Below are 23,099 nucleotides of genomic sequence, written 5' to 3' on the forward strand. Positions count from 1 at the left end.
AGCACCCGTCCTGAAACAGCGGGTTTGGGCGGCGCACTTTCTAAACCGGCAAAGCCTACCACAGATGACTTGCATGACCGACTCTGACTGACACAAGACACCTAGCCACGCGGGTGATGGCGGGCGTGCAAGTCTTGCAGACGAGCACGGGCGACATGGGTGTAAATCTGCGTTGTGGACAGGTCACTGTGGCCCAGCAGCATTTGCACCACTCGCAAATCGGCGCCGTGGTTGAGCAAATGGGTGGCGAAAGCATGACGTAAGGTATGGGGCGACAGCGACTTGTCGATCCCCGCGACTTTGGCCTGATGCTTGATGCGGTGCCAAAAAGTCTGGCGAGTCATTTGCTCACCGCGCTGGCTGGGGAACAACACATCACTGGGGCGACCGCCGAGCAACTCATGCCGGGCATCACGCATGTAACGCTCGACCCAGACGATGGCCTCCTCTCCCATCGGCACCAGACGCTCCTTGCTGCCCTTGCCCATCACCCGCAATACCCCCTGGCGCAGATTGACCTGCTCCAGGGTCAGGCTGATCAACTCGGTGACCCGCAGGCCGCAGGCATACAGCACTTCGAGCATCGCCCGATCCCGTTGACCGATAACCTCGCTCAGATCGGGCGCAGCGAGCAGCGCTTCAACGTCAGCCTCTGACAGCGACTTGGGCAACGGCCTGCCCAACTGCGGCATATCGACCTGCAACGTCGGATCGACGCTAATCAGCCTTTCTCGCAGTAAGTAACGATAGAAGCCACGCACCCCGGACAGAAAACGCGCCGTTGACCGAGGTTTGTACCCCTGCTCCAGACGCCAGGCCAAGTGATCCAGGATCAATTCGCGTCCGGCATTGATCAGCGCAATGTCGCGTTCCTGCAGCCAGCCATTGAATAAGGCCAAATCACTGCGATAAGCGTCGCGGGTGTTGTCCGACAGGCCTTTTTCCAACCACAAGGCATCCAGAAAACGGTCGATAAGTGGGTCGTCTATAGCTGACATTAGCTCTCGAAACGCGCAGACCAAAGGCTACGCACAAATAAAAAGTGAACTGCAAAAGTGGCCGCTAGTCTTTCATGGCTGGCAGATGCCATAAACCATAAGTTTTCACAGGATAACCTTATGACCGAACAACAGATTTTGCTGTCTTTCGGCGGTATCGGCATCGCAGCCTTGGGCTCCCAGTGGCTGGCCTGGCGACTGAAGCTGCCGGCCATTCTGTTTTTACTGCTGACCGGCATTCTGGTCGGCCCTGTACTGGGCTGGCTTGACCCTCAAGAACTGTTTGGCCCCCTGCTGATGCCCTTGGTGTCTCTGGCAGTAGCGCTGATTCTGTTTGAAGGCAGCCTGACCCTGCATCTGTCCGAGTGGCGCGAAATTGGCACCGTCGTGCACCGGCTGGTGACCATCGGCGCGCTCTCTACCTGGGCTGTAATTACCCTGGCCACACACTGGCTGCTGGGCTTCGACTGGCTGTTGGCATTGCTTTTCGGGACGCTGACACTGGTCACCGGGCCGACGGTGATTGTACCGATGCTGCGCGTGGTGCGGCCCAAGGCCTCAATTGCCAACATACTGCGCTGGGAAGGCATCGTCATCGACCCGATTGGCGCGCTGCTCGCGGTGGTGGTTTATAGCTTTATCATCGCCAGCGCCACAGGTGAGGGCCTGAGTCACAGCCTGCTGACCTTCGCCGGGGTGATTGTGTGCGGCAGCCTGTTCGGCATCGTGGGTGGCTGGATCATGGGCCACATCGTGCGCCGCCAATGGCTGCCGGAATACCTGCAAAGCCTGGCCACACTGGCGGGGGTATTGGCCGTATTTATTGGCGCCAATGAGGTGATGCACGAATCCGGCCTGCTGGCGGTCACCTTGATGGGCATGTGGATGGCCAATATGAAAGGTGTGGATGTGCGCAACATCCTGCACTTCAAGGAGAATCTGAGCATCTTCCTGATCTCGGGCCTGTTTATTTTGCTGGCGGCGCGCCTGGACTTGAACGCCATGATTGGCCTTGGGCCTGCGGTACTGGTGTTACTGCTGATCATTCAGCTCATTGCTCGGCCGCTGAACGTTGCGCTCTCAACCTTGGGCTCAAAACTGAACTGGCGTGAACGCGCACTGCTGGCCTGGATCGCTCCTCGCGGGATTGTTGCAGCCGCCGTTTCCGCGATCTTTGCTATCCGCCTGGACGAAGCAGGCCATGAAGGCGCGCTGCTGCTGGTTCCCCTTACGTTTGCGGTGATCATTGGCACCGTGGTGCTGCAAAGCGCCACCGCGCGCCCTCTGGCCCGCCTGCTGAAAGTGGCAGAGCCCGCACCCAGCGGCTTTTTGATCGTCGGGGCCAATGGCCCGGCGCGAGTGATTGGCAAAGCACTGCAGCAGTTGGGCAGCCGCGTCCTGTTGACGGACTCCAACTGGGAAAATATTCGCGCCGCCCGCATGGAAAACCTGCCCACTTACTTTGGTAATCCGGCCTCACAGCATGCCGAAACTCATCTTGATCTGGTGGGCTTGGGGTACTTGCTCGCACTGTCGCCATCTGGCGAGCTGAATACGCTGGCAGCGGTACGTTTTCACCACGAGTTCGGGCCTCAGCGCCTGTTTGCATTAACCAATGGCCAGGAAAACCGCCGTACCGACAAGCATCGCGCCAGTCATGAGTACCGCGGGCAAGCGCTGGGCAGCCCCGCGCTGACCTATGGCCAACTGGCCAGCGAGTTGAGCCAAGGTGCCGAGTTGTACAGCACGAACCTGACCGACAACTTTACTTGGGAAGATTACCAGGCCCTGCACGGCAAGCGTCTGACCCTGCTGTTCGCCCGCGACAACAGTGGCTGGGTGCATGTGGTGACACCTAACAGCGAACTGAAACCGGGAACCGGCTGGACGCTGTTGGCGTTGATCAGGCGGGAGGCCTGAGACGAAAGCAGACGACACAAAACCTGTAGCCGCTGCCGAGGAACGATGGCTGCGATGGGCTGCGCTGCGCCCCCGAAAACGAAGGTCCTTCGGCCCTTAGCGCAGCCTACGGCAGCGGCTACAAGTTTTGCGGCAATACCGGCACCGGGCGCTTGTTGTCATCGATGGCGACAAAGCTGAACACGCCCTGGATCGCCAACTCACGACTGTCGCAGCTCATGCTTTCGACATACACCTCAACCTCGACCTTGAGGCTGGTATTGCCGACTTTGACCACACGCCCTACCAACTCAACGATGCAGCCCGCTGCAATCGGGTGGTTGAAGTCAATCCGGTCGGTAGAAACAGTCACCAGCGGCAAACGGCAAAAACGAGTCGCCGCGATAAACGATACTTCGTCCATCCAGGCCAGCGCAGTGCCGCCAAACAGTGTGTTGTGATGATTGGTGGTCGAGGGGAATACCGCTTTGGTAATACGGGTAACGGACAATTCGGTACGGCGTTGAATCTCTTGCTCACGCAAAGTCATGCTTTTACTACCTACAACTGGACAAAGGTATGACAAATTTCAGGCAACAAAAAAGCAGCCCGAAGGCTGCTTTTTTCTGCATCGGGAAGCTGGACTTAAGCCAGTTTTTCCTTGATGCGAGCTGCTTTACCGGACAGGTCACGCAGGTAGTACAGCTTGGCTTTGCGAACGTCACCGCGACGTTTCACTGCCATGCTGTCGATTTGCGGGCTGTAGGTCTGGAAAGTACGCTCTACGCCAACACCGTTGGAGATTTTACGAACAGTGAAAGCACTGTTCACGCCACGGTTACGCTTGGCAATCACTACACCTTCGAAAGCTTGCAGACGCGAACGATCGCCTTCCTTCACTTTCACCTGAACGACAATGGTGTCGCCCGGGGCAAAAGGAGGGATCTCTTTAGTCATCTGCTCTGCTTCGAGTGCAAGGATGATTTTGTTAGTCATGCTGTGCTCCTAAGGTAGATCAACTGATCTACCATCGATACGTTGTTAACTATCGTCCCGCTCGCGGATATATTCCTCGAGCAGCTTCTTCTCTTCTCCAGAAAGCGAGCGGCTTTCCAGAAGATCGGCGCGTCGTTCAAAGGTCCGCCCAAGGGACTGCTGTAAACGCCAACGCCGGATGTGTGCATGATTGCCACTAAGCAATACGTCGGGAACACGCTGATCCGCATACACCTCCGGTCGGGTGTAGTGCGGGCAATCCAGCAAACCATCCGTGAAGGAATCTTCCTCCGCGGAGTCCGCATGCCCTAAAGCTCCAGGCAGCAGTCGTGTAACCGCATCAATCAGAACCATCGCCGGCAGCTCGCCACCAGAGAGTACATAGTCACCAATCGACCACTCTTCATCGACATAAGCGTCTATAAAACGCTCGTCAATGCCTTCATAACGACCTGCAATGAGGATTAATGCTTCCTCATTCGCCAGTTCGCGTACCGCCGACTGATTCAGTTGACGGCCTTGGGGCGACAGGTAAATAACCTTCGCCGCCTCTCCGGCTGCTTCTCTGGCCTGAACCAGTGCATCTTCCAGAGGCTTGATCTTCATCACCATGCCCGGGCCACCGCCAAATGGGCGATCGTCCACAGTGTGATGTCGATCCGTTGTGTAGTCTCGCGGGTTCCAACAAGTAAGCTGCAAGAGCCCTTGTTTCACCGCACGACTAGTGATGCCGTAGTCGCTGATAGCGGAAAACATTTCGGGAAACAAACTGATCACTTCTACGCGCAATTTAGCCACGCTTAGAAGTCCGCATCCCAATCCACCTTCATCTCGCCAGCTGCAAGGTCGACGCTCAGCACGCATTGCTCTGTATAGGGCAACAAGCGATCGCGATCATCCAGGCTACCTGGGCAAGGTTTGACTTCCATGACATCGTTCGAGCCAGTTTCCATCAGATCAACAATCTTGCCGAGCAATTGCCCTTCAAGGTTGGTCACTTTCAGTCCCTGCAGCTGGTACCAGTAGTACTCGCCGTCGGTCAGTTCAGGAAACAGGTTACGCGGCACGCAGATTTCGAATTCGCGAAGAAGACCAGCTTCGTCACGGTCATCGAGACCTTTGAGCTTTACAACCAGAAACTTGCCGTTATGAGAACGGCCACTGACCAGCTCTGCCTGTCGCACATCATTACCGCGCCGAAGCGTCAGCTTTTTGTAGTCCAACAGGTTATCAATTGGATCCGTAAAGGAATAAACCTTCACTTCGCCGCGCACGCCGTGAATCGAATAGATTTTGCCGATAACGATCAAATCATCAGCAGTTTCAGGCGTCACGCTCATATTGCTCAGGCCGCAGCCTTAGCGTTTTCTTTAACCAGTTGAGCAACACGCTCAGACATGGTTGCACCAACGCTCTGCCAGTAGGCGAGGCGGTCTTCTTTAACGGAGAAACGAACTTCTTGACCACGGGCAACCGGGTTGAAGAAGCCAATTTGTTCCTTGTGGGAACCGTCACGTGGGTTACGGCTATCGGTAACGGTCAAGTGGTAAAACGGGCGCTTTTTGGAGCCGCCAAGGGCAAGACGGATTGTTAGCATGTGAACATCGTTCCTGTAGTCGGTGCTGCAAATCTAAAGGCACAGCGGGCATAGGTGCCCGAAAGGCCGCATATTCTAAGGAATATCCGGACTTTTGCAAATGTCTTTTTCAGGCGCCTACCGGCATACCCTACAGACTTGCAACAAGGTCGCCACGAATGGCGACAGGTCAGCTCCCGCACAGTGCGGGTTTGCCGGGTGTCTCGCATTGCTGCGAGTTGCCCGAACGCAAGCGCTCGGGCAGGTAAATTACATTTTTGGCATGCCGCCGCCGGGCATCATCGAGCCCATGCCGCGCATCATTTTGGCCATCCCACCTTTGGTGGAGAACTTTTTCATCATCTTTTGCATCTGCTTGTGCTGCTTGATCAAGCGGCCGATGTCCTGCACCTGAGTGCCGGAACCCATGGCAATCCGGCGTTTGCGCGAACCGCTGATCAGATCAGGGTCGCGGCGCTCGGCCGGGGTCATGGAGTTGATGATGGCTTCCATTTGCTTGAACTGCTTCTCTGCCGCGCCCTGGGCATTGCCCATTTGCGCCAGATTGACGCCACCCATGTTCGGCAGCTTGTCCATGAGACCGCCAAGGCCGCCCATGTTCTTCATCTGTTGCAGTTGGTCGCGGAAGTCTTCGAGGTCGAAGCCTTTGCCTTTTTTAAGCTTTTTAGCCAGCTTGTCGGCTTTGTCTTTATCGAGGGTCTGCTCGGCCTGCTCGATCAGGCTGAGCACGTCGCCCATGCCCAGGATGCGTGAGGCAATACGATCCGGGTGGAAAGGCTCAAGAGCATCGCTCTTCTCGCCCATACCGATGAACTTGATCGGCTTGCCAGTGATTGCACGCACGGACAACGCGGCACCACCACGGGCATCACCGTCGACCTTGGTCAGGATCACACCGGTCAGCGGCAACGCGTCGCCAAAGGCCTTGGCCGTGTTGGCGGCATCCTGGCCGGTCATGGCGTCGACCACAAACAGGGTTTCCGCAGGCTTGACCGCCGCGTGCAACTCCTGAATCTCGGCCATCATCTCGGCGTCGATATGCAGACGACCCGCAGTATCGAGAATCACCACGTCGATAAACTTCAGCTTGGCTTCAGCAATGGCTGCGCGAGCGATGTCTACCGGCTTTTGGCTGATATCGGACGGGAAGAACGTAACGCCCACTTCAGCAGCCAGGGTTTCCAGCTGCTTGATCGCGGCCGGACGATAAACGTCAGCCGAAACCACCATTACGGTTTTCTTTTTGCGCTCTTTAAGGAAGCGCGCCAGCTTGCCGGCGGTGGTGGTTTTACCCGCACCCTGCAAACCGGCCATCAATACAACGGCAGGCGGCGTGACATTGAGGACCAGATCCTCGTTGGCAGCGCCCATCAGGCTTTCAAGCTCAGCCTGCACAATCTTCACAAACGCTTGGCCAGGCGTCAGGCTGCGCGACACTTCTGTGCCCACAGCGCGCTCTTTGACCGCGTTGACGAAGTCTTTGACTACCGGCAAAGCCACGTCGGCTTCCAGCAACGCCATGCGCACTTCACGCAGGGTGTCTTTGATATTGTCCTCGGTCAGCTTGGCCTTGCCGGTGACATGGCGCAGCGTCTGCGAGAGACGATCGGTTAAATTTTCAAACATGCGCGATCCTTTCAGGCCCAAAGTAGACCGGGGTTATTGCGGCCCAGCCCGTGTAAAACTGATGCTCGGCGAGCCTGCGGCGTGGGCAGGTCGCGGATTATAGCGAAGACTGGCCGTGTCCGACACCTTGCCGTCGGCTTATGTGGTCTTTCGTGCATGGGCGGTTGTATGCCAAACTCAGCCCTTTCGGGCTTGCCTAACAGGATTTATGCTCCCCTTGTCACCCAGCTTGCTACCCAGCCTCGCCGCCGCCTGCTTGTACGCCGCTGCGACCTTCTATCAAGGCACTTGCCTGCGCCAGGGCGCCAAGGCAAACAAACGCCTGTTGGTGACGCTCGGCATTCTTGCCGTCCTCGCCCACGCTACCAGCCTGTTTACCCACCTGATGACCCCGGCGGGTCTGGAACTGGACTTCTTCAGTGCTGCCAGCCTGATTGCCGTGGCCGTCATCACGGTGACGCTGGTTGCCTGCGCACGGATACCGGTTGAAAACCTCCTGCTGCTTTTATATCCGCTGGGCATGTTGACGGTACTGCTGTCCGAGTTCGCCCCGCCAGGCACGGTCCAGGTTATTAATGAAGAGCCCGGCATCCTGGCGCATATCCTGCTGTCGATCCTGGCCTATGGCATGTTCACCATTGCGGTGTTCCAGGCGTTGCTGCTGTCGTTGCAAAACTATCAGCTCAAGCACAAACACCCCAAAGGCCTGATCAAGAACTTTCCGCCACTGCAGACCATGGAAAGCCTGCTGTTCGGCTTCCTGTGGGCTGGCTGGTCACTGCTCTCGCTGTCGCTGATCTCCGGCTGGCTGTTCCTGGGCAATCTGTTCGCCCAACATCTGGTGCACAAAACCTTGCTGGCCTGCCTGGCATGGATCGTATTCAGCGTACTGCTGTGGGGTCGCTACCACCTCGGCTGGCGCGGCCACAAAGCCATCCGCTGGACGTTTGCCGGGTTTTGCCTGCTGATGCTCGCCTACTTTGGCAGCAAGCTGGTTCGTGAATACATTCTGCATATCTGACGGGCGATAATTATGGATAGCTTGCCCCCCGGGCCGATTCTCGCAGTCTCGGCGCTGTTGATCGCAGGAGTCGGGATACTTGCCGGCTATTTTCTCGGCAAAAGTGGCTCAGCGGCCCGCCGCGCAGAAGCCCTGCAACCGCAAGACGAAGATCCCCAGCAACACGGCGAGCAACCCAACAGCCGCCCGCACCTGCTCTCCAGCATCCATGCGCTGGACAACATCACGGTCAATGACATCCTGATCCCGCGCAGCGAAGTCGAGGGCCTCAATCTCGACGATCCGATCGAAGAGCTTATAGAGCAATTGCGCAGCACCGAGCGCACGCGCCTGCCGGTGTTTCATAACGACATCAATCAAGTCGAAGCCATCCTCAACACCCGTCATATCCAGCATATGCTGCCCGACGCCAGCCTGACCAAAGAGGCAATACTGGCGGTCTGTCACGAACCGTACTTCATCCCCGAAAGCACCCCACTGCAACTGCAACTGCTGAACTTCCACAAGCAGCAGCGCCGCCTGGGCGTAGTGGTCGATGAGTACGGCGAGGTGCTCGGCATCGTCACCCTTGAAGACATTCTCGAAGAGATCGTCGGCGAGTTCGAGGACGAGCAAGACGTCAGCAACCCGCATATCGACCCCCTGCCCGACGGCCGTTATGTGATCGATGGCGCCGCCTCCATCCGCGAACTGAACAAGGCACTGGGCTGGCACCTGCCGTGCGACGGCCCAAAAACCCTCAACGGGCTTGTTACAGAAGCGCTGGAAACCATCCCGGAAACCACGGTATGCCTGAAAATCGGCGGTTATCGCCTGGAGATCCTCCAGACCGAAGATAACCGTGTCAGCCGTGTGCTTATCTGGCACAACAGCGTCAAACCCGCGGTTTAATCGCCGCGCAAGGCCTTGTTACATTTTGCAAGGCCTCCCTATAATCATTGCGCCTACACCCCAGCCCTTCGGGCTAAACGACCATAAAAAACGCTCTGCCATATCCGCCGAAATAGCTGATAACGGTAAACGAGCTCATAACTGTCAGGGATATGCGTATGACCTCCAGTACTACTTACAGCGAAGCCTCGCCCGACAAGCCGGTCAACTCCGCAACCCGGGTTGCCACGGCCAGTTTTATCGGTACGGCGATCGAATTCTACGACTTCTATGTCTACGCCACCGCAGCGGCACTGGTCATCGGCCCGGTATTTTTCCCGCAGACTTCCGGTACAGCGCAAATGCTGTCGGCGTTTCTGACCTTTGGTATCGCCTTTCTCGCCCGCCCGCTGGGCTCATTCCTGTTTGGCCATTTCGGTGACCGGGTTGGGCGCAAATCCACTCTGGTCGCTTCCCTACTGTTGATGGGCGTGTGTACCACGCTGATCGGCGTACTGCCGGGCTACGCCACGATTGGCGCCTGGGCTCCGATCCTGCTGTGCGTACTGCGCTTCGGCCAAGGGTTGGGGCTGGGTGGCGAATGGGGCGGGGCCGCACTGCTGGCTACCGAAAACGCCCCCAAGGGCAAGCGCGCCTGGTATGGCATGTTCCCGCAACTGGGGCCTTCGATCGGCTTTCTGGCGGCCAACGGCCTGTTCCTGATTCTGGCCATGAACCTGAACGATGAGCAGTTCCGCTCATGGGGCTGGCGCATTCCTTTCCTGCTGAGCGCCGCGCTGGTGATGGTCGGGCTGTATGTGCGCCTGAAGCTGGAAGAAACCCCGGTGTTTGCCAAGGCCGTGGCACAACACGAGCGGGTGAAAATGCCCATCGTCGAACTCTTCAGCCAGTACTGGGCACCGATGCTGCTGGGCGCCGCCTCGATGGTGGTGTGCTATGCACTGTTCTATATCTCGACAGTATTTTCGCTGAGCTATGGCGTCTCCACCCTGGGCTATACCCGCGAAACCTTCCTCGGCCTGCTGTGTTTTGCCGTGCTCTTCATGGCTGCCGCCACGCCTTTGTCGGCCTGGGCAAGCGACCGTTATGGGCGCAAGCCGGTGCTGATTGTCGGCGGCGTGCTGGCGATCCTGTCCGGTTTCCTGATGGAACCTCTGCTCACCCAGGGTTCGACCTGGGGCGTGGCGCTGTTTCTGTGTATCGAACTGTTTTTGATGGGTGTGACCTTTGCCCCGATGGGCGCTCTGCTGCCTGAGCTGTTTCCGACCCGCGTGCGCTACACCGGCGCGTCAGCCGCGTACAACCTGGGCGGAATTGTCGGCGCGTCGGCGGCCCCGTTCTTTGCCCAGAAGCTGGTGAGCATGGGCGGTTTGAGTTGGGTTGGCGGGTATGTTTCGGGCGCAGCCGTGCTCAGCCTGATCGCTGTGCTGTGCCTGAAAGAAACGAAAGAGGCTGACCTGAACAAGGTGGCCTGAAGCAACACTCAACCTGTGGGAGCGGGCTTGCTCGCGATTCGGACAACTCGGAACATCGGATGAACCGAGGCGCTGCAATCGCGAGCAAGCCCGCTCCCACAAGTTTTTTACAGTTCTACAACTACGGCTTTGGCAGAACGGGTCGCTTTGGCCCGTGCAGCCTCAATCGACTCATCCCGCGCCAGCGCCACGCCCATGCGGCGCTGGCCGTTGACTTCTGGCTTGCCAAACAGACGCAAGGCCGTGTCCGGCTCGCTCAGAGCCGCGCCCAGGTTGGCGAATGCGGTCTGAGTCGATTGCCCCTCAACCAGAATCACCGCCGAAGCCGAAGGCCCGAACTGACGGATCAACGGGATCGGCAAGCCCAGAATCGCCCGCGCATGCAGCGCGAATTGCGACAGGTCCTGAGAAATCAAAGTCACCAGACCGGTATCGTGCGGGCGCGGCGAAACTTCGCTGAACCACACCTGATCGCCCTTGATAAACAACTCAACGCCAAACAGACCACGACCACCCAACGCCTCGGTAACGGCCCTGGCCACACGCTCGGACTCGGCCAGAGCAACCGGGCTCATGGCCTGCGGCTGCCAGGATTCCTGATAGTCGCCCTTCTCCTGACGGTGACCGACCGGAGCACAGAAGGTGGTGCCACCGATATGGCGCACGGTCAGCAGAGTGATTTCGTAGTCGAAGTCGATAAAGCCTTCAACGATGACCCGGCCTTTACCCGCACGGCCGCCTTCTTGCGCGTAGTCCCAGGCAGCCTTTACATCGTCAGCGCTGCGCAGCAGGCTCTGGCCTTTGCCCGACGAACTCATTACCGGCTTGACCACACACGGAAAACCCAAATCCAGCACGGCTGCGCTGTAGTCTTCGAAGGTATCGGCAAAATGGTACGGCGAGGTCGGCAGATCCAGCTCTTCTGCCGCCAGACGACGGATGCCTTCGCGGTTCATGGTCAGCGAAGTGGCACGGGCGGTTGGAATGACGGTGAAACCTTCAGCTTCCAGTTCGACCAGGGTCGCGGTGGCGATGGCTTCGATTTCCGGAACGATAAAGTGTGGTTTTTCTGCTTCGATCACGGCACGCAAGGCGGCGCCGTCGAGCATATTGATCACGTGGCTGCGATGGGCAACCTGCATGGCGGGTGCATTGGCATAGCGATCGACAGCGATCACTTCGACCCCCAGACGCTGCAATTCGATGACAACTTCTTTGCCCAGCTCACCGCAGCCACACAGCAATACGCGGGTCGCGGTCGGCGACAGTGGAGTTCCGATACGGGTCATTTCAGGTCCTCAAGGAAACAAATCATCGAAGGCGCGCGCAAAGCTTGCGCCTGCAGGGGGATACAAAGGCCAGTATTTTACATGACTAAACGGCGGCTTTACGCAAACGCCAGGCCATTGCCAGCCATACACAGGTGACACCGGCGAATTTCGACGCCATGGCGGTAATGATCACGCCAGGAGTAAACGCATCGATCATGCCGAAGAAAATAAAGGTATCAATCGGGATACTCAGCGCAGAGCTGATCCACAAGCGGTCGTGCAAGGGCCGCTTGGTGATGCTGAACACCAGCCAGTCGATACATTCGGAGACGGCGAACGCTGTGGCGCTGGCCAGGGCAATCGAAGGGTCGGAGGTGATGTACGACAGCACCAGCGCCGCCAGCATGGCCAACAGGGCGCCGTGGCCGAAGCGGGTTTGCACCATATCGCGCAACACAAACACCAGCCCGCCCCAGGCTGACCAGATGATGTCCAGATGCGGCGCCGTGGAAAACGCGAAGTTGATCAGCACAACGCTGGCGATATAAGCGACAAGAAACAGCATAGTAGCGGGCGACACCTCTAGAGAAGGCGCACAGGGTACTTGAGTCGGTCAGGATTTTGTAGCCGCTGCCGCAGGCTGCGATAAGGCCCGAAGGGCCTTAAAGGGGCGGCTGCGCAGCTCATCGCAGCCTCGTACCTCGTCAGCGACTACAGGTTAGCGCCCCAACATCCACACCACACCACTGGATTTGGCCCGCTCATGACATAGCGCTAACACCTCACGGCGCTCGGGGTTAGTCATGCGGCTCCATCGGGTAATTTCTGCCACGGTACGCTGGCAGCCGCTGCACACATCATCATCGTCCAGTGCGCAAATATTCACGCAGGGTGAGGCGACCGGGCGCTCGGTATCACTCATTGCTCTTGCACCTTCAGATCACGCGCATAACGCTGGCCGTTTTTCACATAGTGAGCCGCGCTGGCCTCCAGCAGTTTTTTCTGCTCCTCGGTCAGGTCGCGGACCACCTTGCCCGGCGATCCCATGACTAGCGAACCGTCCGGAATCTCCTTGCCCTCGCCGATCAGCGAGTTGGCGCCAATGATGCAGTGCTTGCCGATTTTGGCGCCATTGAGGATCACCGCATTGATCCCGATCAGGCTGTAATCGCCCACCGTGCAGCCATGCAGCATGGCGTTATGACCAATGGTCACACCCGTACCCAACGTCAGCGGATAGCCCATGTCGGTATGCATCACCGCGCCATCTTGCACGTTGCTGTGCCTGCCAATCAGGATCAACTCGTTATCACCGCGCAACACAGCGTTAAACCAGACGCTGGCACCCTCCTCCAGGCGCACCTTGCCGATCAGGGTGGCATTGGGAGCAGTCCAGCTGTCGGGATGGGTTTCGACGAGCGAGTCGCCCAGACGGTATTTCATGGGATGTCCTCAAGGCAGGCGTGGCCGTCTGCTGACGGCTCTAGGGTCTGTATGAAATGTTTTCGAGTGAAGGTTAGGCGAGCCTGTTTTCAACGCAGCATAACCGAGCGCAGATATATTTCGTACAGAGCCTAAATTGGAATGGAACGTTCAGGCGGGGTATGCAGGTTGATATTGACGTCGTCGTAGAGCAGGTTCATCAGCTCAACAATCATGATTGCCGTGAGCCCCCAGATTTTATAGACGCCAAAACGGTAGCTCGGCACATACCAGCTGCGCCCTTGGTAATCGATGCGATGGGTGTGCTCACGCGGGTCCTGACGAAAGAACTCCAGCGGCACACTGAACACGGCGGCGATTTCGGCATCGTTGGCCAGATACTCAACGTAATCCGGCACCAGACCGACGTATGGTGTCACCCGAATACCGTGCAATGAGATCAAGGGACTGAGCGGACCGATAATTTCGACCAGCCCCGGCGGCAAGCCGATTTCTTCTTCGGCTTCACGCAGAGCGGTAAATACCAGGTCCGGGTCTTCGGGATCGCGGCGCCCTCCGGGGAAAGCCACTTCACCGCCGTGGGTCGACAACCCGCTGGCGCGCAGGGTCAGAATCAGTTCGGGCTCAGCACTGCGTGTCACCGGCAACAGCACTGCCGCCTCCGGGAAGTTGCGTTCTGTTTCCAGCGTGCGGGGGGTGTAGCGGCTCACACGGCCAAGCAGCTCGTCCAGCATAGGTCATCTCGATCCGTCACTTATCGGGCATCATGCACCAAATTGCCCGGGGCACCCAAGCACCGCAGTGTCGCAGCCCGTAATGCTGCACTTGCCGCGACCCCGTCTAACCCCCCAAGATAGGCGCAGTACCCAGAGACCACAGCATGAAATTTTGCAACCTGTGCGGCCACTCCGTCAGCCAACATATCCCGCAAGGCGATTCGCGCCTGCGTTATGTCTGCGACCACTGCAACACTGTCCACTATCAAAACCCCAATATCGTTGCCGGTTGCCTGCCCACCTGGGGCACACAAGTGCTGCTGTGCCGGCGCGCCATTGAACCGCGCAAGGGTTACTGGACCCTGCCCGCAGGGTTTATGGAAAACGGTGAAACGGTAGAAAACGCAGCCCGACGCGAAACCCTCGAAGAAGCCTGTGCCATCGTTGAAAACCTGAATATCTACACCCTGATCGATGTGCCGCACATTAATCAGGTGCATATTTTCTATCGCGCCGAGCTGCAAAGCCTCGACTTTGCAGCAGGCGAAGAAAGCCTTGAGGTCCGGCTGTTTGAAGAAGCAGACATCCCTTGGTCAGAGCTGGCTTTTCGCACGGTCAGCCGTACCTTAGAATGCTTTTTCGCTGACCGCCCTGGTGCCACCTACCCTGTGCGCAGCGAGGCTGTAGCGCCTTTGGCCAGCCTTGATAAACCCCAACAATAATGCTGTTTGCCTTGTACCTCAGGAATATCCCTCTAATGCGTTGGTTGCTCGCTGCTCTTTGCCTGTCATTTGCCGTTACTTGCCAAGCTTCTGTTGTCATAACCGTAAACGGAAAACCCGTCGATAAAAATCAGGTACTCCAGCCAACCCCGTCAGCACAGCCGATCCATGCCGGGAAAAGCATCGACAAGGTCCTGGTACTCAAGTCCGCCCGCAAGCTGCAACTGATCAGCGATGGCAAACCGATCAAGACCTACCGTATTTCCTTGGGCAAGCAACCCAAGGGGGCAAAAATGCGTGAAGGCGACAAGCGCACCCCTGAGGGGATGTATTGGGTCGACTGGCGTAAAAAAAGCGACAAGTTCAACCTGGCGATGCATATCAACTACCCCAATATCAGCGACGCGGCGACAGCCCGACGTGAGGGCGTAAACCCGGGTTCGATGATCATGATCCACGGCACGCCGGACAGCGAAGACAACCCAGAAGAGCTGTTCCATACCCTGGACTGGACCGATGGTTGTATCGCGATGAAAAACTACGAAATGCGTGAAGTCTGGAACCTGGTCAAAGACGGCACGATGGTTGAAATCCGCCCGTAAGCAAAAAATAATTTTCAGTCGTTGTTCGCCACTCCCTCTTCCCCACGTCTAATACCTTTGCATCCCGCCGGGCCCGACTGGGCCCGCAACTTCTCAGCGCCTTCCGCGCACCGCTAATACCACTTAAACACCAAAGATATTTTCAGCCGAACAACACCCTCTTAATGCTGGGAATAGTGATTATTCTCGCGTTGACTTGGTATTGAAGTGGTATTACTTTCGCCACATTACCGAGCGACAAAACCCTAATAACCGCATCGGATGCACCGCCCATGAACACTCTTCTGGCTCTACGCCCGGACGACACCCTGGCCACGCCGCTGTACCTGCAACTGGCCCGAAATCTGGAAGCCGCGATTCACGCCGGCGTCTGGAAAGCCGAGCAGGCCTTGCCTTCGGAACGCAGCCTGAGCGAACAACTGGGCCTGTCCCGGGTGACAGCCCGCAAAGCCCTGGAAGTACTGTTCGAGCAAGGCTTGATCCGCCGCAGCCAAGGCTCGGGCACCTTTATCACGCCGCGCCTGGAACAGCCGTTGTCGCGACTTTCAAGTTTCAGCGAAATGCTCAGGCTCAAAGGTTTTGCCCCAAGCTCACACTGGCTAGAGCGTGAAATTACCCAGCCGACCCACGAAGAGCTGATTCGCCTGGCGCTGTCGCCCACCGATAAAGTCGCGCGGCTCAAGCGCCTGCGCAAAGCCGATGAGACTGTCATGGCGATCGAGATGAGCGCCCTGCCCGCCTCTCTGATCCCGCAGCCACAGGTGATTGGTGACTCACTCTATGAGTACCTGGACAGCATCGGCAAACCGGTGGTCCGCGCCCTTCAACATATTCAGGCGATCAACGCTTCGCCTGAATTCGCGACCCTGGTCGGCATTGAGCCTGGCACCGCCATGCTGTTGATGACCCGGGTTGGCTACCTCGAAGACAACACGCCCATCGAAGTCACTGACACCTATTGCCGCAACGACTACTACGACTTCGTGGCGGAACTGCGCCGCTAACCCTGACTCGACACCACGCCCAGAGGGCTGCTCATGCTCGAAGACAACATCCTCACGGCCCACGGCTGGGTTCGCGGCTACCTGCGCCACGAAAACGGCAAAGTGGTCGGCATCGAAGGCAGCCCCTGCAACCCGGCAGATAACGATTTGCCGTACCTGCTGCCCGGTTTTATCGACTTGCACGTTCACGGCGGTGGCGGCAAAGACATCATGCAAGGGCCGCAAGCCTTCGACACCATCACCCGTACCCATCTGCGCTTTGGCACCACGGCCTTGCTGGCAACCACCATGACCGCGCCGAATCACGACATCAGCCGCGTGCTCGGCGCCCTCGGTGACTTTTGCCAAACTCGCCCGAGCGGCTGCGCCCGCGTCCTCGGTGTGCATCTCGAAGGCCCGTTTATCAACCCTGGCAAACTCGGGGCACAACCCAACTTTGCGCACACCGCACTGATGGCCGAAGTCGAGGATTACCTGAACCTGGCGCCGATCAAGGTCATCACCATAGCGCCTGAAATTGCCGGGCATATCGAACTGATCGGCACACTCAGCGCCCGCGGCATTCGCATGCAACTGGGCCACACCCTGGGCAGTTATGAAGAGGGCGTGGCCGCACTGGATGCCGGTGCCAGCAGCTTTACCCATTTGTATAACGCCATGAGCCCGCTGCATCACCGCGAGCCCGGCATTCTGGGCGCGGCCCTGGCTCATGCGCGCTTTGCCGAGTTGATTCCTGACTTGTTGCACGTGCATCCCGGCGCCATCCGTGCCGCCTTGCGAGCGATCCCTTGCCTGTACTGCGTCACCGACTCGACCGCTGCCACCGGCATGCCCGATGGTGAATACCAGCTGGGCAGCCACACCGTCACCAAGTGCCTGGGCGGAGTGCGCCTGGCGGATGGCACGTTGGCAGGCAGCACCCTGACGATGGATCAGGCGCTGCGCAATCTGGTGAAAATTGGTCTGCCGCTGGCCGAAGCCTCGCAGCGTCTGTCGCAGTTCCCGGCCGATTACCTCGGCCTTGAAGATCGCGGGCGCTTACAGCCCGGTAGCTGGGCTGACTGCGTGCGCCTGGATCGCTCATTGAACATCACTGCCGTCATGGTCGAAGGAGAAGCGCTTGACTTCCAAAATGCTTGAAGAGGCCCAAACCGCGTGTAAAGCCGTCGAATGCCAACTGCTCAATCTCGACCCGGCCCTGACCGACCTCGCACGCGAACTGCGGGCCAATCCGCCCGATGTGGCCATGACCCTCGCCCGCGGCAGCTCTGACCATGCCGCCAGTTACTTTGCCTATCTGACCATGCAGCACCTGGGCGTGCCCGTGGCGTCGTTGCCGATGTCAGTGGTGACCTTGCGCCAGTCACCACTGCGGGTGAAAGGCCAGGCGGTGTTTGCCTTTTCCCAGTCCGGCCAAAGCCCCGACATCATCGACAGCCTGAGCTTGCTGCGCGAACGCGGCGCCTTGAGCGTAGCGCTGGTGAATGCCGAACACTCACCGCTGGCAGACGCCAGCGCATACACCCTGCCCTTGTGTGCTGGCGCAGAACACAGTGTCGCCGCGACCAAGAGCTTTATCGCCACCCTGAGCGCCAGCGCCAGGCTGGTTGCGTACTGGGCCAATGACCAAGCCTTGCTCGAAGCCGGCAACCTCCTGCCCGCAGGCCTGCGCGACGCCTGTACACAGGACTGGAGCAAAGCCATCGACACCCTGCGCGACGCCCAGCGACTGCTGGTGATCGGCCGGGGCGCAGGCTTCGCCATTGCCCAGGAAGCGGCGCTTAAATTCAAGGAAACTTCGACGCTGCAGGCAGAAGCCTTCAGCAGTGCCGAAGTGCGCCACGGGCCCATGGCTCTGATTGACGAAAATTACCCGCTGCTGATTTTCGCCCCGCGTGGCGTGGAGCAGGCAGGCTTGCTGACCCTGGCCCGCGACATGCGCCAACGCGGCGCCCGTGTATTGCTGGCGGCACCCGATGACGTGGCCGAACGCGACCTGACCTTGAGCCAGGCAGCGCACCCGGACCTGGACCCGATCCTGGCGATCCAAAGCTTCTATGTGATGGCCGCAGCCTTGGCCGAAGCCCGAGGGCTGGACCCCGATCAGCCGCGCTTCTTGAGCAAAGTGACCCGTACCCACTGAGTTGTCCTCCCCGCAGGTTTAATGAGTATCGCGCCATGCACAATAATAAGAACCTCACCCTCAGCGCGCCGCTTAGCGGTCCGATCATCAAGCTGGCCCTCGTACCGGATGCCGTATTTTCCAGTGGCATGATGGGCGACGGCATTGGCATCGACCCTCTGAACGATTGTTTGTATGCGCCCTGTGACGGGGTAGTGGTGCATGTCGCCAAAACCGCCCACGCCCTGACCATACGCGCTGAAAACGGTGCCGAACTGCTGCTGCATGTGGGGCTGGACACCTTTGATCTTCAGGGCGAAGGTTTTCAGCTGCTGGTGGAAAACGGCGCCCGGGTCAGTAACGGCCAACCGCTGCTGCGCTTCAACCCCGATCAAATCGCGCAACGCTGCAAAAGCCTGATCAGCCTTCTGGTGCTGACCAACGGCGAGCATTTCGAACTGCACCCCCCGCAACATGACACGGCTCTGGCAGGCGAGGCGTTGTTGCATATCGTTGCGCGTACCAGCGCTGCCCCGGTTGGCAGCGCTGGCAGCACCAGCCAACAGGCCCAGGGCAGCGTGCGCATAACCCATCACGGTGGCCTGCATGCGCGACCTGCCGCGCTGGTGCGCCAGACCGCTCTGGGTTTCAAGAGCCTGGTGCGCTTGCACATAGGCGCCAACTCAGCCCCATGCGACAGCATTGTGCGGCTGTTGGCACTGGGCATCTGCGAGCAGGATGAGGTTCAGGTCAGTTGCGCAGGCGAAGATGCCGACGCCGCGCTCCAAGCCATTTTGGCTGTACTGGGCAAAGCTCAATCGGCTCCGGCACCTGCCCGACCCGCACTTGCCCCGACACCGATCCGGCCACTCAATCCGCCGGGCCAGCTTAACGGGGTATGTGCTGCGCCCGGACTGGCGAGCGGCCCGCTGTTTTATTTGTCCGGCGTACAACTGCCGCCCGACCTCGGCAACCATGTTCCCGAGCAACAATTGCTGGCGCTCAATACTGCCCTGGATCAAGTGCGCGCAGAGATCCGGCTGACCCTGAGCGCCGCACGCGAGCAACACAACTGCGATGAAGAAACGATTTTCGCCACCCACCTGGACCTGCTCGAAGACAGCGCACTGCTGCAAGCCAGCCACGTCGCCATCGCCCAAGGACATGACGCAGCCCATGCCTGGAGCGATGCCATCGAGCAGCAATGCACGATCCTGAAAAGTCTGGGCAACACCCTGTTGGCCGAACGCTCCAACGATTTGCACGATCTTCAGCAGCGGGTACTGCGGGCCCTGCTGGGTGAGAGTGGGCATTGCCAGTTGCCGCCGGGGGCCATCGTCGCAGCCCATGAACTGACCCCTTCCGACCTGTTGATGCTCAGCGCACAGAACGTGGCCGGGTTGTGCATGGTGGCAGGCGGTGCCACTTCCCATGTGGCGATTCTGGCTCGCGGCAAAGGCTTGCCTTGCCTGGTTGCCTTGGGCCCCGATGTCCTGGGTTTACCCGCAGGCCAGGAAGTCATACTCGACGCCGACAATGCTCGCCTGGAATTGACCCCGACCACGGAGCGCGTCGAACAGGTGCGCCAAACCATCCTCGCCCAACAGCAACGGTTTGCCCGTCAACAACTGCATGCCCGTGAGCCCGCCATGACCTGCGACGGGCAACACATCGAAATTGCCGCCAACGTCGCTTCCAGCCACGAAGCCGCCAGCGCCCACGCCAATGGTGCAGACGGCGTGGGCTTGCTGCGCACTGAGTTCCTGTTTGTCGATCGTACTACCGCCCCCAATGAAAAAGAGCAGATTGCAGCCTACCAGGGCGTACTCAATGCCATGGGCGACAAGCCGGTGATCATCCGCACCATTGACGTAGGCGGCGACAAACAACTCGACTACCTGCCTCTACCCGTCGAGGCCAACCCGGTCTTGGGCTTGCGCGGTATTCGCCTGGCGCAACTGCATCCCCAGGTACTCGACCAGCAATTGCGCGCCCTGCTGCAAGTCAGCCCAGTGCAGCGTTGCCGCATCCTGCTGCCGATGATTACCGAAGTCGACGAGCTGCTGCATATCCGTCAGCGCCTGGATGCCTTGCGCGTTGAAATGGGCCTGAGCCAGCGTCCGGAACTGGGCGTCATGATTGAAGTACCGGCAGCGGCCCTGATGGCTGAGCAATTGGCCGAACATGCGGACTTTCTCTCCATCGGCACTAACGACTTGTCGCAGTACACCCTGGCGATGGACCGCGACCACGCAGGGCTGGCCGCCCGTGTCGACGCCTTGCACCCGGCGTTGCTGCGCCTGATCGCCCACACCTGCGCCGGTGCTGCAAAACACCAGCGCTGGGTAGGCGTGTGCGGTGCGCTGGCCAGTGACCCGCTGGCCACACCGGTCTTGATCGGCCTGGGGGTTCGCGAACTGTCGGTAAGCCCGCTGCAAATCGGTGAAATCAAGGCCCGGGTTCGTCAGCTGGATGCCGGGATGTGCCAAACGTTAAGCCAGACCCTGCTGAACATGAGCAATGCCGCATCGGTACGCGAAGCCTGTCGTCAGTACTGGCCGCTGTGCGACTAACAACAAAAACAACGACGGAGAATCCCTCATGTATCAATATTTCATCGAAGGTCTGCAACGGCTTGGCCGGGCGTTGATGTTGCCGATTGCGATCCTGCCCATTGCCGGGCTGTTACTGCGCCTGGGCGACACCGACTTGCTCAACATCGCAATCATCCACGATGCGGGCGGCACCATCTTTGCCAATCTGGCGTTGATTTTTGCCATCGGCATTGCCGTGGGCTTCGCCCGCGACAACAACGGTACTGCCGGGTTGGCGGGAGCTATCGGCTACCTTGTGCTGGTATCGACCCTCAAGGCGCTGGACCCCAATATCAACATGGGCATGCTGGCAGGGATCGTCAGCGGCCTGATGGCAGGCGCGCTGTATAACCGTTTCAAGGACATCAAGCTGCCGGAATACCTGGCGTTTTTTGGCGGCCGGCGTTTTGTACCGATTGTCACCGGGTTTGCGGCCGTGGCCCTGGGAGCGTTGTTTGGCCTGATCTGGCCGCCTATTCAGGAAGGCATCAACAGCCTGGGTGTCTTGCTGCTCGAAAGCGGCAGCCTCGGCGCGTTTATTTTCGGTGTGCTTAATCGACTGCTGATCGTGACCGGGCTGCACCATATCCTCAACAATATGGCCTGGTTCGTGTTCGGCAGCTTTACCAACGAAGCCGGACAAGTCGTGACCGGGGATCTGAGCCGCTACTTTGCAGGCGACCCCAATGGCGGGCAATTCATGACCGGCATGTTCCCGATGATGATGTTCGGCCTGCCGGCTGCTTGCCTGGCGATGTATCGCAACACGCTGCCAGAACGACGCAAGTTGATGGGCGGGATTTTCCTGTCGTTGGCACTGACGGCATTTTTAACCGGCGTCACCGAACCCATTGAATTCGCCTTCATGTTTCTCGCGCCTTTGCTCTACTTGCTACATGCACTGCTGACAGGCCTGTCGATGGCTATCACCAACCTGCTGAATATCCATTTGGGCTTTACCTTTTCCGGTGGGGCCATCGACATGCTGCTGGGCTGGGGCAAGTCGACCAATGGCTGGATGATCTTTCCAATCGGGCTGGCGTACTTCGGCATTTATTATCTGGTGTTCGATTACTGCATCCGCCGCTTCAAACTCAAGACCCCGGGCCGTGAAGACAACCCCGTGGCAGAAACCGCCGGCCTCTGCGAAAACCAGCGCGCCAAAGCCTATATTCAGGCGTTGGGCGGCCCGGACAATCTGATCACGGTTGGCGCCTGTACCACGCGCTTGCGCCTGGAACTGGCCGACCGCAGCAAGGCCGTCGACAGCGAACTCAAAGCCCTGGGCGCCATGGGCGTGATGCGCCCCGGCCGAGCAGGCAGCCTGCAAGTCGTGGTTGGGCCAATGGCAGACAGCATTGCCGATGACATTCGCCTGCAGCTAACGCAAGTCAGTCATTCGCCAGCTGCCAGTACCGTGCAAGCCACAACGGTTGAGCCGGTGCAAAAAATCGAACCCGAACACGCACAAAGATGGCTGACCGCACTGGGCGGCAGCAGCAATGTATTACGCGTTGAATGCGTAGCCATCACCCGCTTGCGGGTCAAGCTTGGGGAAGAGTGTTTGCTGTCAGAGATGCAGCTCAAGGCTTTGGGCAGCCAAGGCATCAGCCAGCACGCCGATGGCGTTTGGCATGTGTTGGTAGGGGAACAGGCAGGCAGGTTGAGCGAGGTGTTGGGGCAGTTGATCAAGCCCCTGTAGCCGCTGCCGCAGGCTGCGATAAGGGTCGAAGGACCTTCAAAAAACCAAGGCTGCTTCGCACCCTATCGCAGCCTGCAGCAGCCGCTACATATCAGGGTTTACAAATCCGCCAAACGCCACACTTCATAAGCAGGCGTTTCATACGGGTGGCTGTGCTTGAGCGCAGCCACCACGGCGTGAATCAGGTCATCGGCGACGACCAGCTCAACCTTCCATTCCCCTACATACTCGACCTGACCGGTTTGCCCGAGAAACGGCTGACTGCCGTCCAACGCGCGAAACTGGCCCTGGCCCAATGTCTGCCAGGCGCAGTGATCATAGGTCCCGATTCGACCGCCACCGGCAGTGAATACGGCATCCTTGACCACTTCGACATGGCTCGGGGGAACGAAAAAGCTGAGCTTGTACATCGTCTTAATC

The 23,099-nt window shown here is 58.7% G+C and carries 23 protein-coding genes and 1 pseudogene; 11 read left to right on the forward strand and 13 right to left on the reverse strand.

Annotated elements, in window-relative coordinates; translation table 11 throughout:
* Positions 1 to 101: 101 nt before the first annotated feature.
* The gene (xerD, locus tag N7D90_RS19350; protein WP_261739503.1) at positions 102 to 998 is read right to left on the reverse strand and encodes a site-specific tyrosine recombinase XerD; all 897 of its coding nucleotides are present in this window, start codon (positions 996 to 998) and stop codon (positions 102 to 104) included.
* A 120-nt stretch (positions 999 to 1,118) separates the two neighbouring features.
* Here xerD and N7D90_RS19355 point away from each other — a divergent pair, with 120 nt between their 5' ends.
* Entirely contained in the window at positions 1,119 to 2,918 is a 1,800-nt protein-coding gene (locus tag N7D90_RS19355) for a cation:proton antiporter (protein WP_261739504.1), read from the forward strand.
* Between the two features lie 118 nt (positions 2,919 to 3,036).
* Here N7D90_RS19355 and N7D90_RS19360 read toward each other — a convergent pair whose 3' ends face one another.
* The 6 genes from N7D90_RS19360 to ffh all read right to left on the reverse strand — a co-directional run bounded on the left by N7D90_RS19360 (position 3,037) and on the right by ffh (position 7,116).
* Positions 3,037 to 3,447: an acyl-CoA thioesterase gene (locus tag N7D90_RS19360; RefSeq protein WP_261739505.1), complete on the reverse strand. Its 411-nt coding sequence runs from the start codon at positions 3,445 to 3,447 to the stop codon at positions 3,037 to 3,039.
* A gap of 95 nt (positions 3,448 to 3,542) precedes the next feature.
* Positions 3,543 to 3,893 (reverse strand): 50S ribosomal protein L19, encoded by a 351-nt coding sequence (rplS, locus tag N7D90_RS19365; protein WP_003440273.1) that lies wholly within the window; start codon positions 3,891 to 3,893, stop codon positions 3,543 to 3,545.
* Positions 3,894 to 3,938: 45 nt separating this feature from the next.
* The gene (gene trmD / locus N7D90_RS19370) at positions 3,939 to 4,649 is read right to left on the reverse strand and encodes a tRNA (guanosine(37)-N1)-methyltransferase TrmD (protein WP_228795904.1); all 711 of its coding nucleotides are present in this window, start codon (positions 4,647 to 4,649) and stop codon (positions 3,939 to 3,941) included.
* Positions 4,650 to 4,693: 44 nt separating this feature from the next.
* Positions 4,694 to 5,233: a ribosome maturation factor RimM gene (rimM, locus tag N7D90_RS19375; RefSeq protein WP_048363294.1), complete on the reverse strand. Its 540-nt coding sequence runs from the start codon at positions 5,231 to 5,233 to the stop codon at positions 4,694 to 4,696.
* 5 nt (positions 5,234 to 5,238) lie between these two features.
* Positions 5,239 to 5,490 (reverse strand): 30S ribosomal protein S16, encoded by a 252-nt coding sequence (gene rpsP / locus N7D90_RS19380; protein WP_095036762.1) that lies wholly within the window; start codon positions 5,488 to 5,490, stop codon positions 5,239 to 5,241.
* Between the two features lie 249 nt (positions 5,491 to 5,739).
* Positions 5,740 to 7,116 carry a signal recognition particle protein gene (gene ffh / locus N7D90_RS19385; protein ID WP_261739506.1) on the reverse strand — a complete coding sequence of 459 codons (1,377 nt, stop codon included), beginning with the start codon at positions 7,114 to 7,116 and terminating at the stop codon, positions 5,740 to 5,742.
* Between the two features lie 208 nt (positions 7,117 to 7,324).
* Between ffh and N7D90_RS19390 the strand changes: the two genes are divergently transcribed.
* The 3 genes and pseudogenes from N7D90_RS19390 to N7D90_RS19400 all read left to right on the forward strand — a co-directional run bounded on the left by N7D90_RS19390 (position 7,325) and on the right by N7D90_RS19400 (position 10,503).
* Positions 7,325 to 8,137, forward strand: a complete 813-nt coding sequence (locus N7D90_RS19390) for an inner membrane protein YpjD (RefSeq protein ID WP_261739507.1) — start codon at positions 7,325 to 7,327, stop codon at positions 8,135 to 8,137.
* 27 nt (positions 8,138 to 8,164) lie between these two features.
* Positions 8,165 to 9,028, forward strand: a pseudogene (locus N7D90_RS19395) (transporter associated domain-containing protein); the annotation flags it as partial.
* A 158-nt stretch (positions 9,029 to 9,186) separates the two neighbouring features.
* Complete coding sequence (locus N7D90_RS19400) at positions 9,187 to 10,503, forward strand: MFS transporter (protein WP_261739508.1); 1,317 nt, start codon at positions 9,187 to 9,189, stop codon at positions 10,501 to 10,503.
* Positions 10,504 to 10,610: 107 nt separating this feature from the next.
* On the opposite strand, the gene purT is transcribed toward N7D90_RS19400, so the two are convergent.
* The 5 genes from purT to N7D90_RS19425 all read right to left on the reverse strand — a co-directional run bounded on the left by purT (position 10,611) and on the right by N7D90_RS19425 (position 13,951).
* Positions 10,611 to 11,792, reverse strand: coding sequence for a formate-dependent phosphoribosylglycinamide formyltransferase (gene purT / locus N7D90_RS19405; RefSeq protein WP_261739509.1), 1,182 nt, complete (start codon positions 11,790 to 11,792; stop codon positions 10,611 to 10,613).
* A gap of 85 nt (positions 11,793 to 11,877) precedes the next feature.
* The gene (locus N7D90_RS19410; protein ID WP_261739510.1) at positions 11,878 to 12,339 is read right to left on the reverse strand and encodes a VUT family protein; all 462 of its coding nucleotides are present in this window, start codon (positions 12,337 to 12,339) and stop codon (positions 11,878 to 11,880) included.
* A gap of 153 nt (positions 12,340 to 12,492) precedes the next feature.
* The gene (locus N7D90_RS19415; RefSeq protein WP_261739511.1) at positions 12,493 to 12,696 is read right to left on the reverse strand and encodes a DUF1289 domain-containing protein; all 204 of its coding nucleotides are present in this window, start codon (positions 12,694 to 12,696) and stop codon (positions 12,493 to 12,495) included.
* Complete coding sequence (locus tag N7D90_RS19420) at positions 12,693 to 13,217, reverse strand: gamma carbonic anhydrase family protein (protein ID WP_261739512.1); 525 nt, start codon at positions 13,215 to 13,217, stop codon at positions 12,693 to 12,695. The genes N7D90_RS19415 and N7D90_RS19420 overlap by 4 nt, the downstream gene beginning before the upstream one ends.
* A 131-nt stretch (positions 13,218 to 13,348) precedes the next feature.
* A complete protein-coding gene (locus N7D90_RS19425; RefSeq protein WP_261739513.1) occupies positions 13,349 to 13,951 on the reverse strand; it encodes a CoA pyrophosphatase in 603 nt (200 codons plus the stop codon).
* A gap of 146 nt (positions 13,952 to 14,097) precedes the next feature.
* Here N7D90_RS19425 and N7D90_RS19430 point away from each other — a divergent pair, with 146 nt between their 5' ends.
* The 7 genes from N7D90_RS19430 (at position 14,098) to nagE (ending at position 22,679) form a co-directional block, all read left to right on the forward strand.
* Entirely contained in the window at positions 14,098 to 14,655 is a 558-nt protein-coding gene (locus N7D90_RS19430; protein ID WP_261739514.1) for an NUDIX hydrolase, read from the forward strand.
* A gap of 35 nt (positions 14,656 to 14,690) precedes the next feature.
* The gene (locus tag N7D90_RS19435) at positions 14,691 to 15,257 is read left to right on the forward strand and encodes a murein L,D-transpeptidase family protein (RefSeq protein WP_261739515.1); all 567 of its coding nucleotides are present in this window, start codon (positions 14,691 to 14,693) and stop codon (positions 15,255 to 15,257) included.
* Between the two features lie 272 nt (positions 15,258 to 15,529).
* Positions 15,530 to 16,261 carry a GntR family transcriptional regulator gene (locus tag N7D90_RS19440; RefSeq protein ID WP_261739516.1) on the forward strand — a complete coding sequence of 244 codons (732 nt, stop codon included), beginning with the start codon at positions 15,530 to 15,532 and terminating at the stop codon, positions 16,259 to 16,261.
* Between the two features lie 33 nt (positions 16,262 to 16,294).
* Complete coding sequence (gene nagA / locus N7D90_RS19445; RefSeq protein WP_261739517.1) at positions 16,295 to 17,401, forward strand: N-acetylglucosamine-6-phosphate deacetylase; 1,107 nt, start codon at positions 16,295 to 16,297, stop codon at positions 17,399 to 17,401.
* Positions 17,382 to 18,404, forward strand: a complete 1,023-nt coding sequence (locus N7D90_RS19450) for an SIS domain-containing protein (RefSeq protein ID WP_261739518.1) — start codon at positions 17,382 to 17,384, stop codon at positions 18,402 to 18,404. Before nagA ends, N7D90_RS19450 begins: the two co-directional genes overlap by 20 nt.
* Positions 18,405 to 18,439: 35 nt before the next feature.
* A complete protein-coding gene (ptsP, locus tag N7D90_RS19455; protein WP_261739519.1) occupies positions 18,440 to 20,956 on the forward strand; it encodes a phosphoenolpyruvate--protein phosphotransferase in 2,517 nt (838 codons plus the stop codon).
* A gap of 28 nt (positions 20,957 to 20,984) precedes the next feature.
* On the forward strand, positions 20,985 to 22,679 hold the full coding sequence (nagE, locus tag N7D90_RS19460; protein WP_261739520.1) for an N-acetylglucosamine-specific PTS transporter subunit IIBC: 1,695 nt from the start codon (positions 20,985 to 20,987) through the stop codon (positions 22,677 to 22,679).
* Positions 22,680 to 22,777: 98 nt separating this feature from the next.
* Here nagE and N7D90_RS19465 read toward each other — a convergent pair whose 3' ends face one another.
* Positions 22,778 to 23,089, reverse strand: a complete 312-nt coding sequence (locus tag N7D90_RS19465) for a YqfO family protein (RefSeq protein ID WP_261739521.1) — start codon at positions 23,087 to 23,089, stop codon at positions 22,778 to 22,780.
* Positions 23,090 to 23,099 lie beyond the last annotated feature (10 nt).

Origin of the sequence: Pseudomonas fragi (assembly GCF_025426255.1) — a bacterium.
In the GTDB taxonomy this organism is placed as follows: domain Bacteria; phylum Pseudomonadota; class Gammaproteobacteria; order Pseudomonadales; family Pseudomonadaceae; genus Aquipseudomonas; species Aquipseudomonas kulmbachensis.

Coding starts and splice junctions, on each gene's coding strand:
- xerD (WP_261739503.1), bottom strand. CDS start 998: ATGTCAGCTATAGACGACCCACTTATCGACCGTTTTCTGGATGCCTTG.
- N7D90_RS19355 (WP_261739504.1), top strand. CDS start 1,119: ATGACCGAACAACAGATTTTGCTGTCTTTCGGCGGTATCGGCATCGCA.
- N7D90_RS19360 (WP_261739505.1), bottom strand. CDS start 3,447: ATGACTTTGCGTGAGCAAGAGATTCAACGCCGTACCGAATTGTCCGTT.
- rplS (WP_003440273.1), bottom strand. CDS start 3,893: ATGACTAACAAAATCATCCTTGCACTCGAAGCAGAGCAGATGACTAAA.
- trmD (WP_228795904.1), bottom strand. CDS start 4,649: ATGTTTTCCGCTATCAGCGACTACGGCATCACTAGTCGTGCGGTGAAA.
- rimM (WP_048363294.1), bottom strand. CDS start 5,233: ATGAGCGTGACGCCTGAAACTGCTGATGATTTGATCGTTATCGGCAAA.
- rpsP (WP_095036762.1), bottom strand. CDS start 5,490: ATGCTAACAATCCGTCTTGCCCTTGGCGGCTCCAAAAAGCGCCCGTTT.
- ffh (WP_261739506.1), bottom strand. CDS start 7,116: ATGTTTGAAAATTTAACCGATCGTCTCTCGCAGACGCTGCGCCATGTC.
- N7D90_RS19390 (WP_261739507.1), top strand. CDS start 7,325: ATGCTCCCCTTGTCACCCAGCTTGCTACCCAGCCTCGCCGCCGCCTGC.
- N7D90_RS19400 (WP_261739508.1), top strand. CDS start 9,187: ATGACCTCCAGTACTACTTACAGCGAAGCCTCGCCCGACAAGCCGGTC.
- purT (WP_261739509.1), bottom strand. CDS start 11,792: ATGACCCGTATCGGAACTCCACTGTCGCCGACCGCGACCCGCGTATTG.
- N7D90_RS19410 (WP_261739510.1), bottom strand. CDS start 12,339: ATGCTGTTTCTTGTCGCTTATATCGCCAGCGTTGTGCTGATCAACTTC.
- N7D90_RS19415 (WP_261739511.1), bottom strand. CDS start 12,696: ATGAGTGATACCGAGCGCCCGGTCGCCTCACCCTGCGTGAATATTTGC.
- N7D90_RS19420 (WP_261739512.1), bottom strand. CDS start 13,217: ATGAAATACCGTCTGGGCGACTCGCTCGTCGAAACCCATCCCGACAGC.
- N7D90_RS19425 (WP_261739513.1), bottom strand. CDS start 13,951: ATGCTGGACGAGCTGCTTGGCCGTGTGAGCCGCTACACCCCCCGCACG.
- N7D90_RS19430 (WP_261739514.1), top strand. CDS start 14,098: ATGAAATTTTGCAACCTGTGCGGCCACTCCGTCAGCCAACATATCCCG.
- N7D90_RS19435 (WP_261739515.1), top strand. CDS start 14,691: ATGCGTTGGTTGCTCGCTGCTCTTTGCCTGTCATTTGCCGTTACTTGC.
- N7D90_RS19440 (WP_261739516.1), top strand. CDS start 15,530: ATGAACACTCTTCTGGCTCTACGCCCGGACGACACCCTGGCCACGCCG.
- nagA (WP_261739517.1), top strand. CDS start 16,295: ATGCTCGAAGACAACATCCTCACGGCCCACGGCTGGGTTCGCGGCTAC.
- ptsP (WP_261739519.1), top strand. CDS start 18,440: ATGCACAATAATAAGAACCTCACCCTCAGCGCGCCGCTTAGCGGTCCG.
- nagE (WP_261739520.1), top strand. CDS start 20,985: ATGTATCAATATTTCATCGAAGGTCTGCAACGGCTTGGCCGGGCGTTG.
- N7D90_RS19465 (WP_261739521.1), bottom strand. CDS start 23,089: ATGTACAAGCTCAGCTTTTTCGTTCCCCCGAGCCATGTCGAAGTGGTC.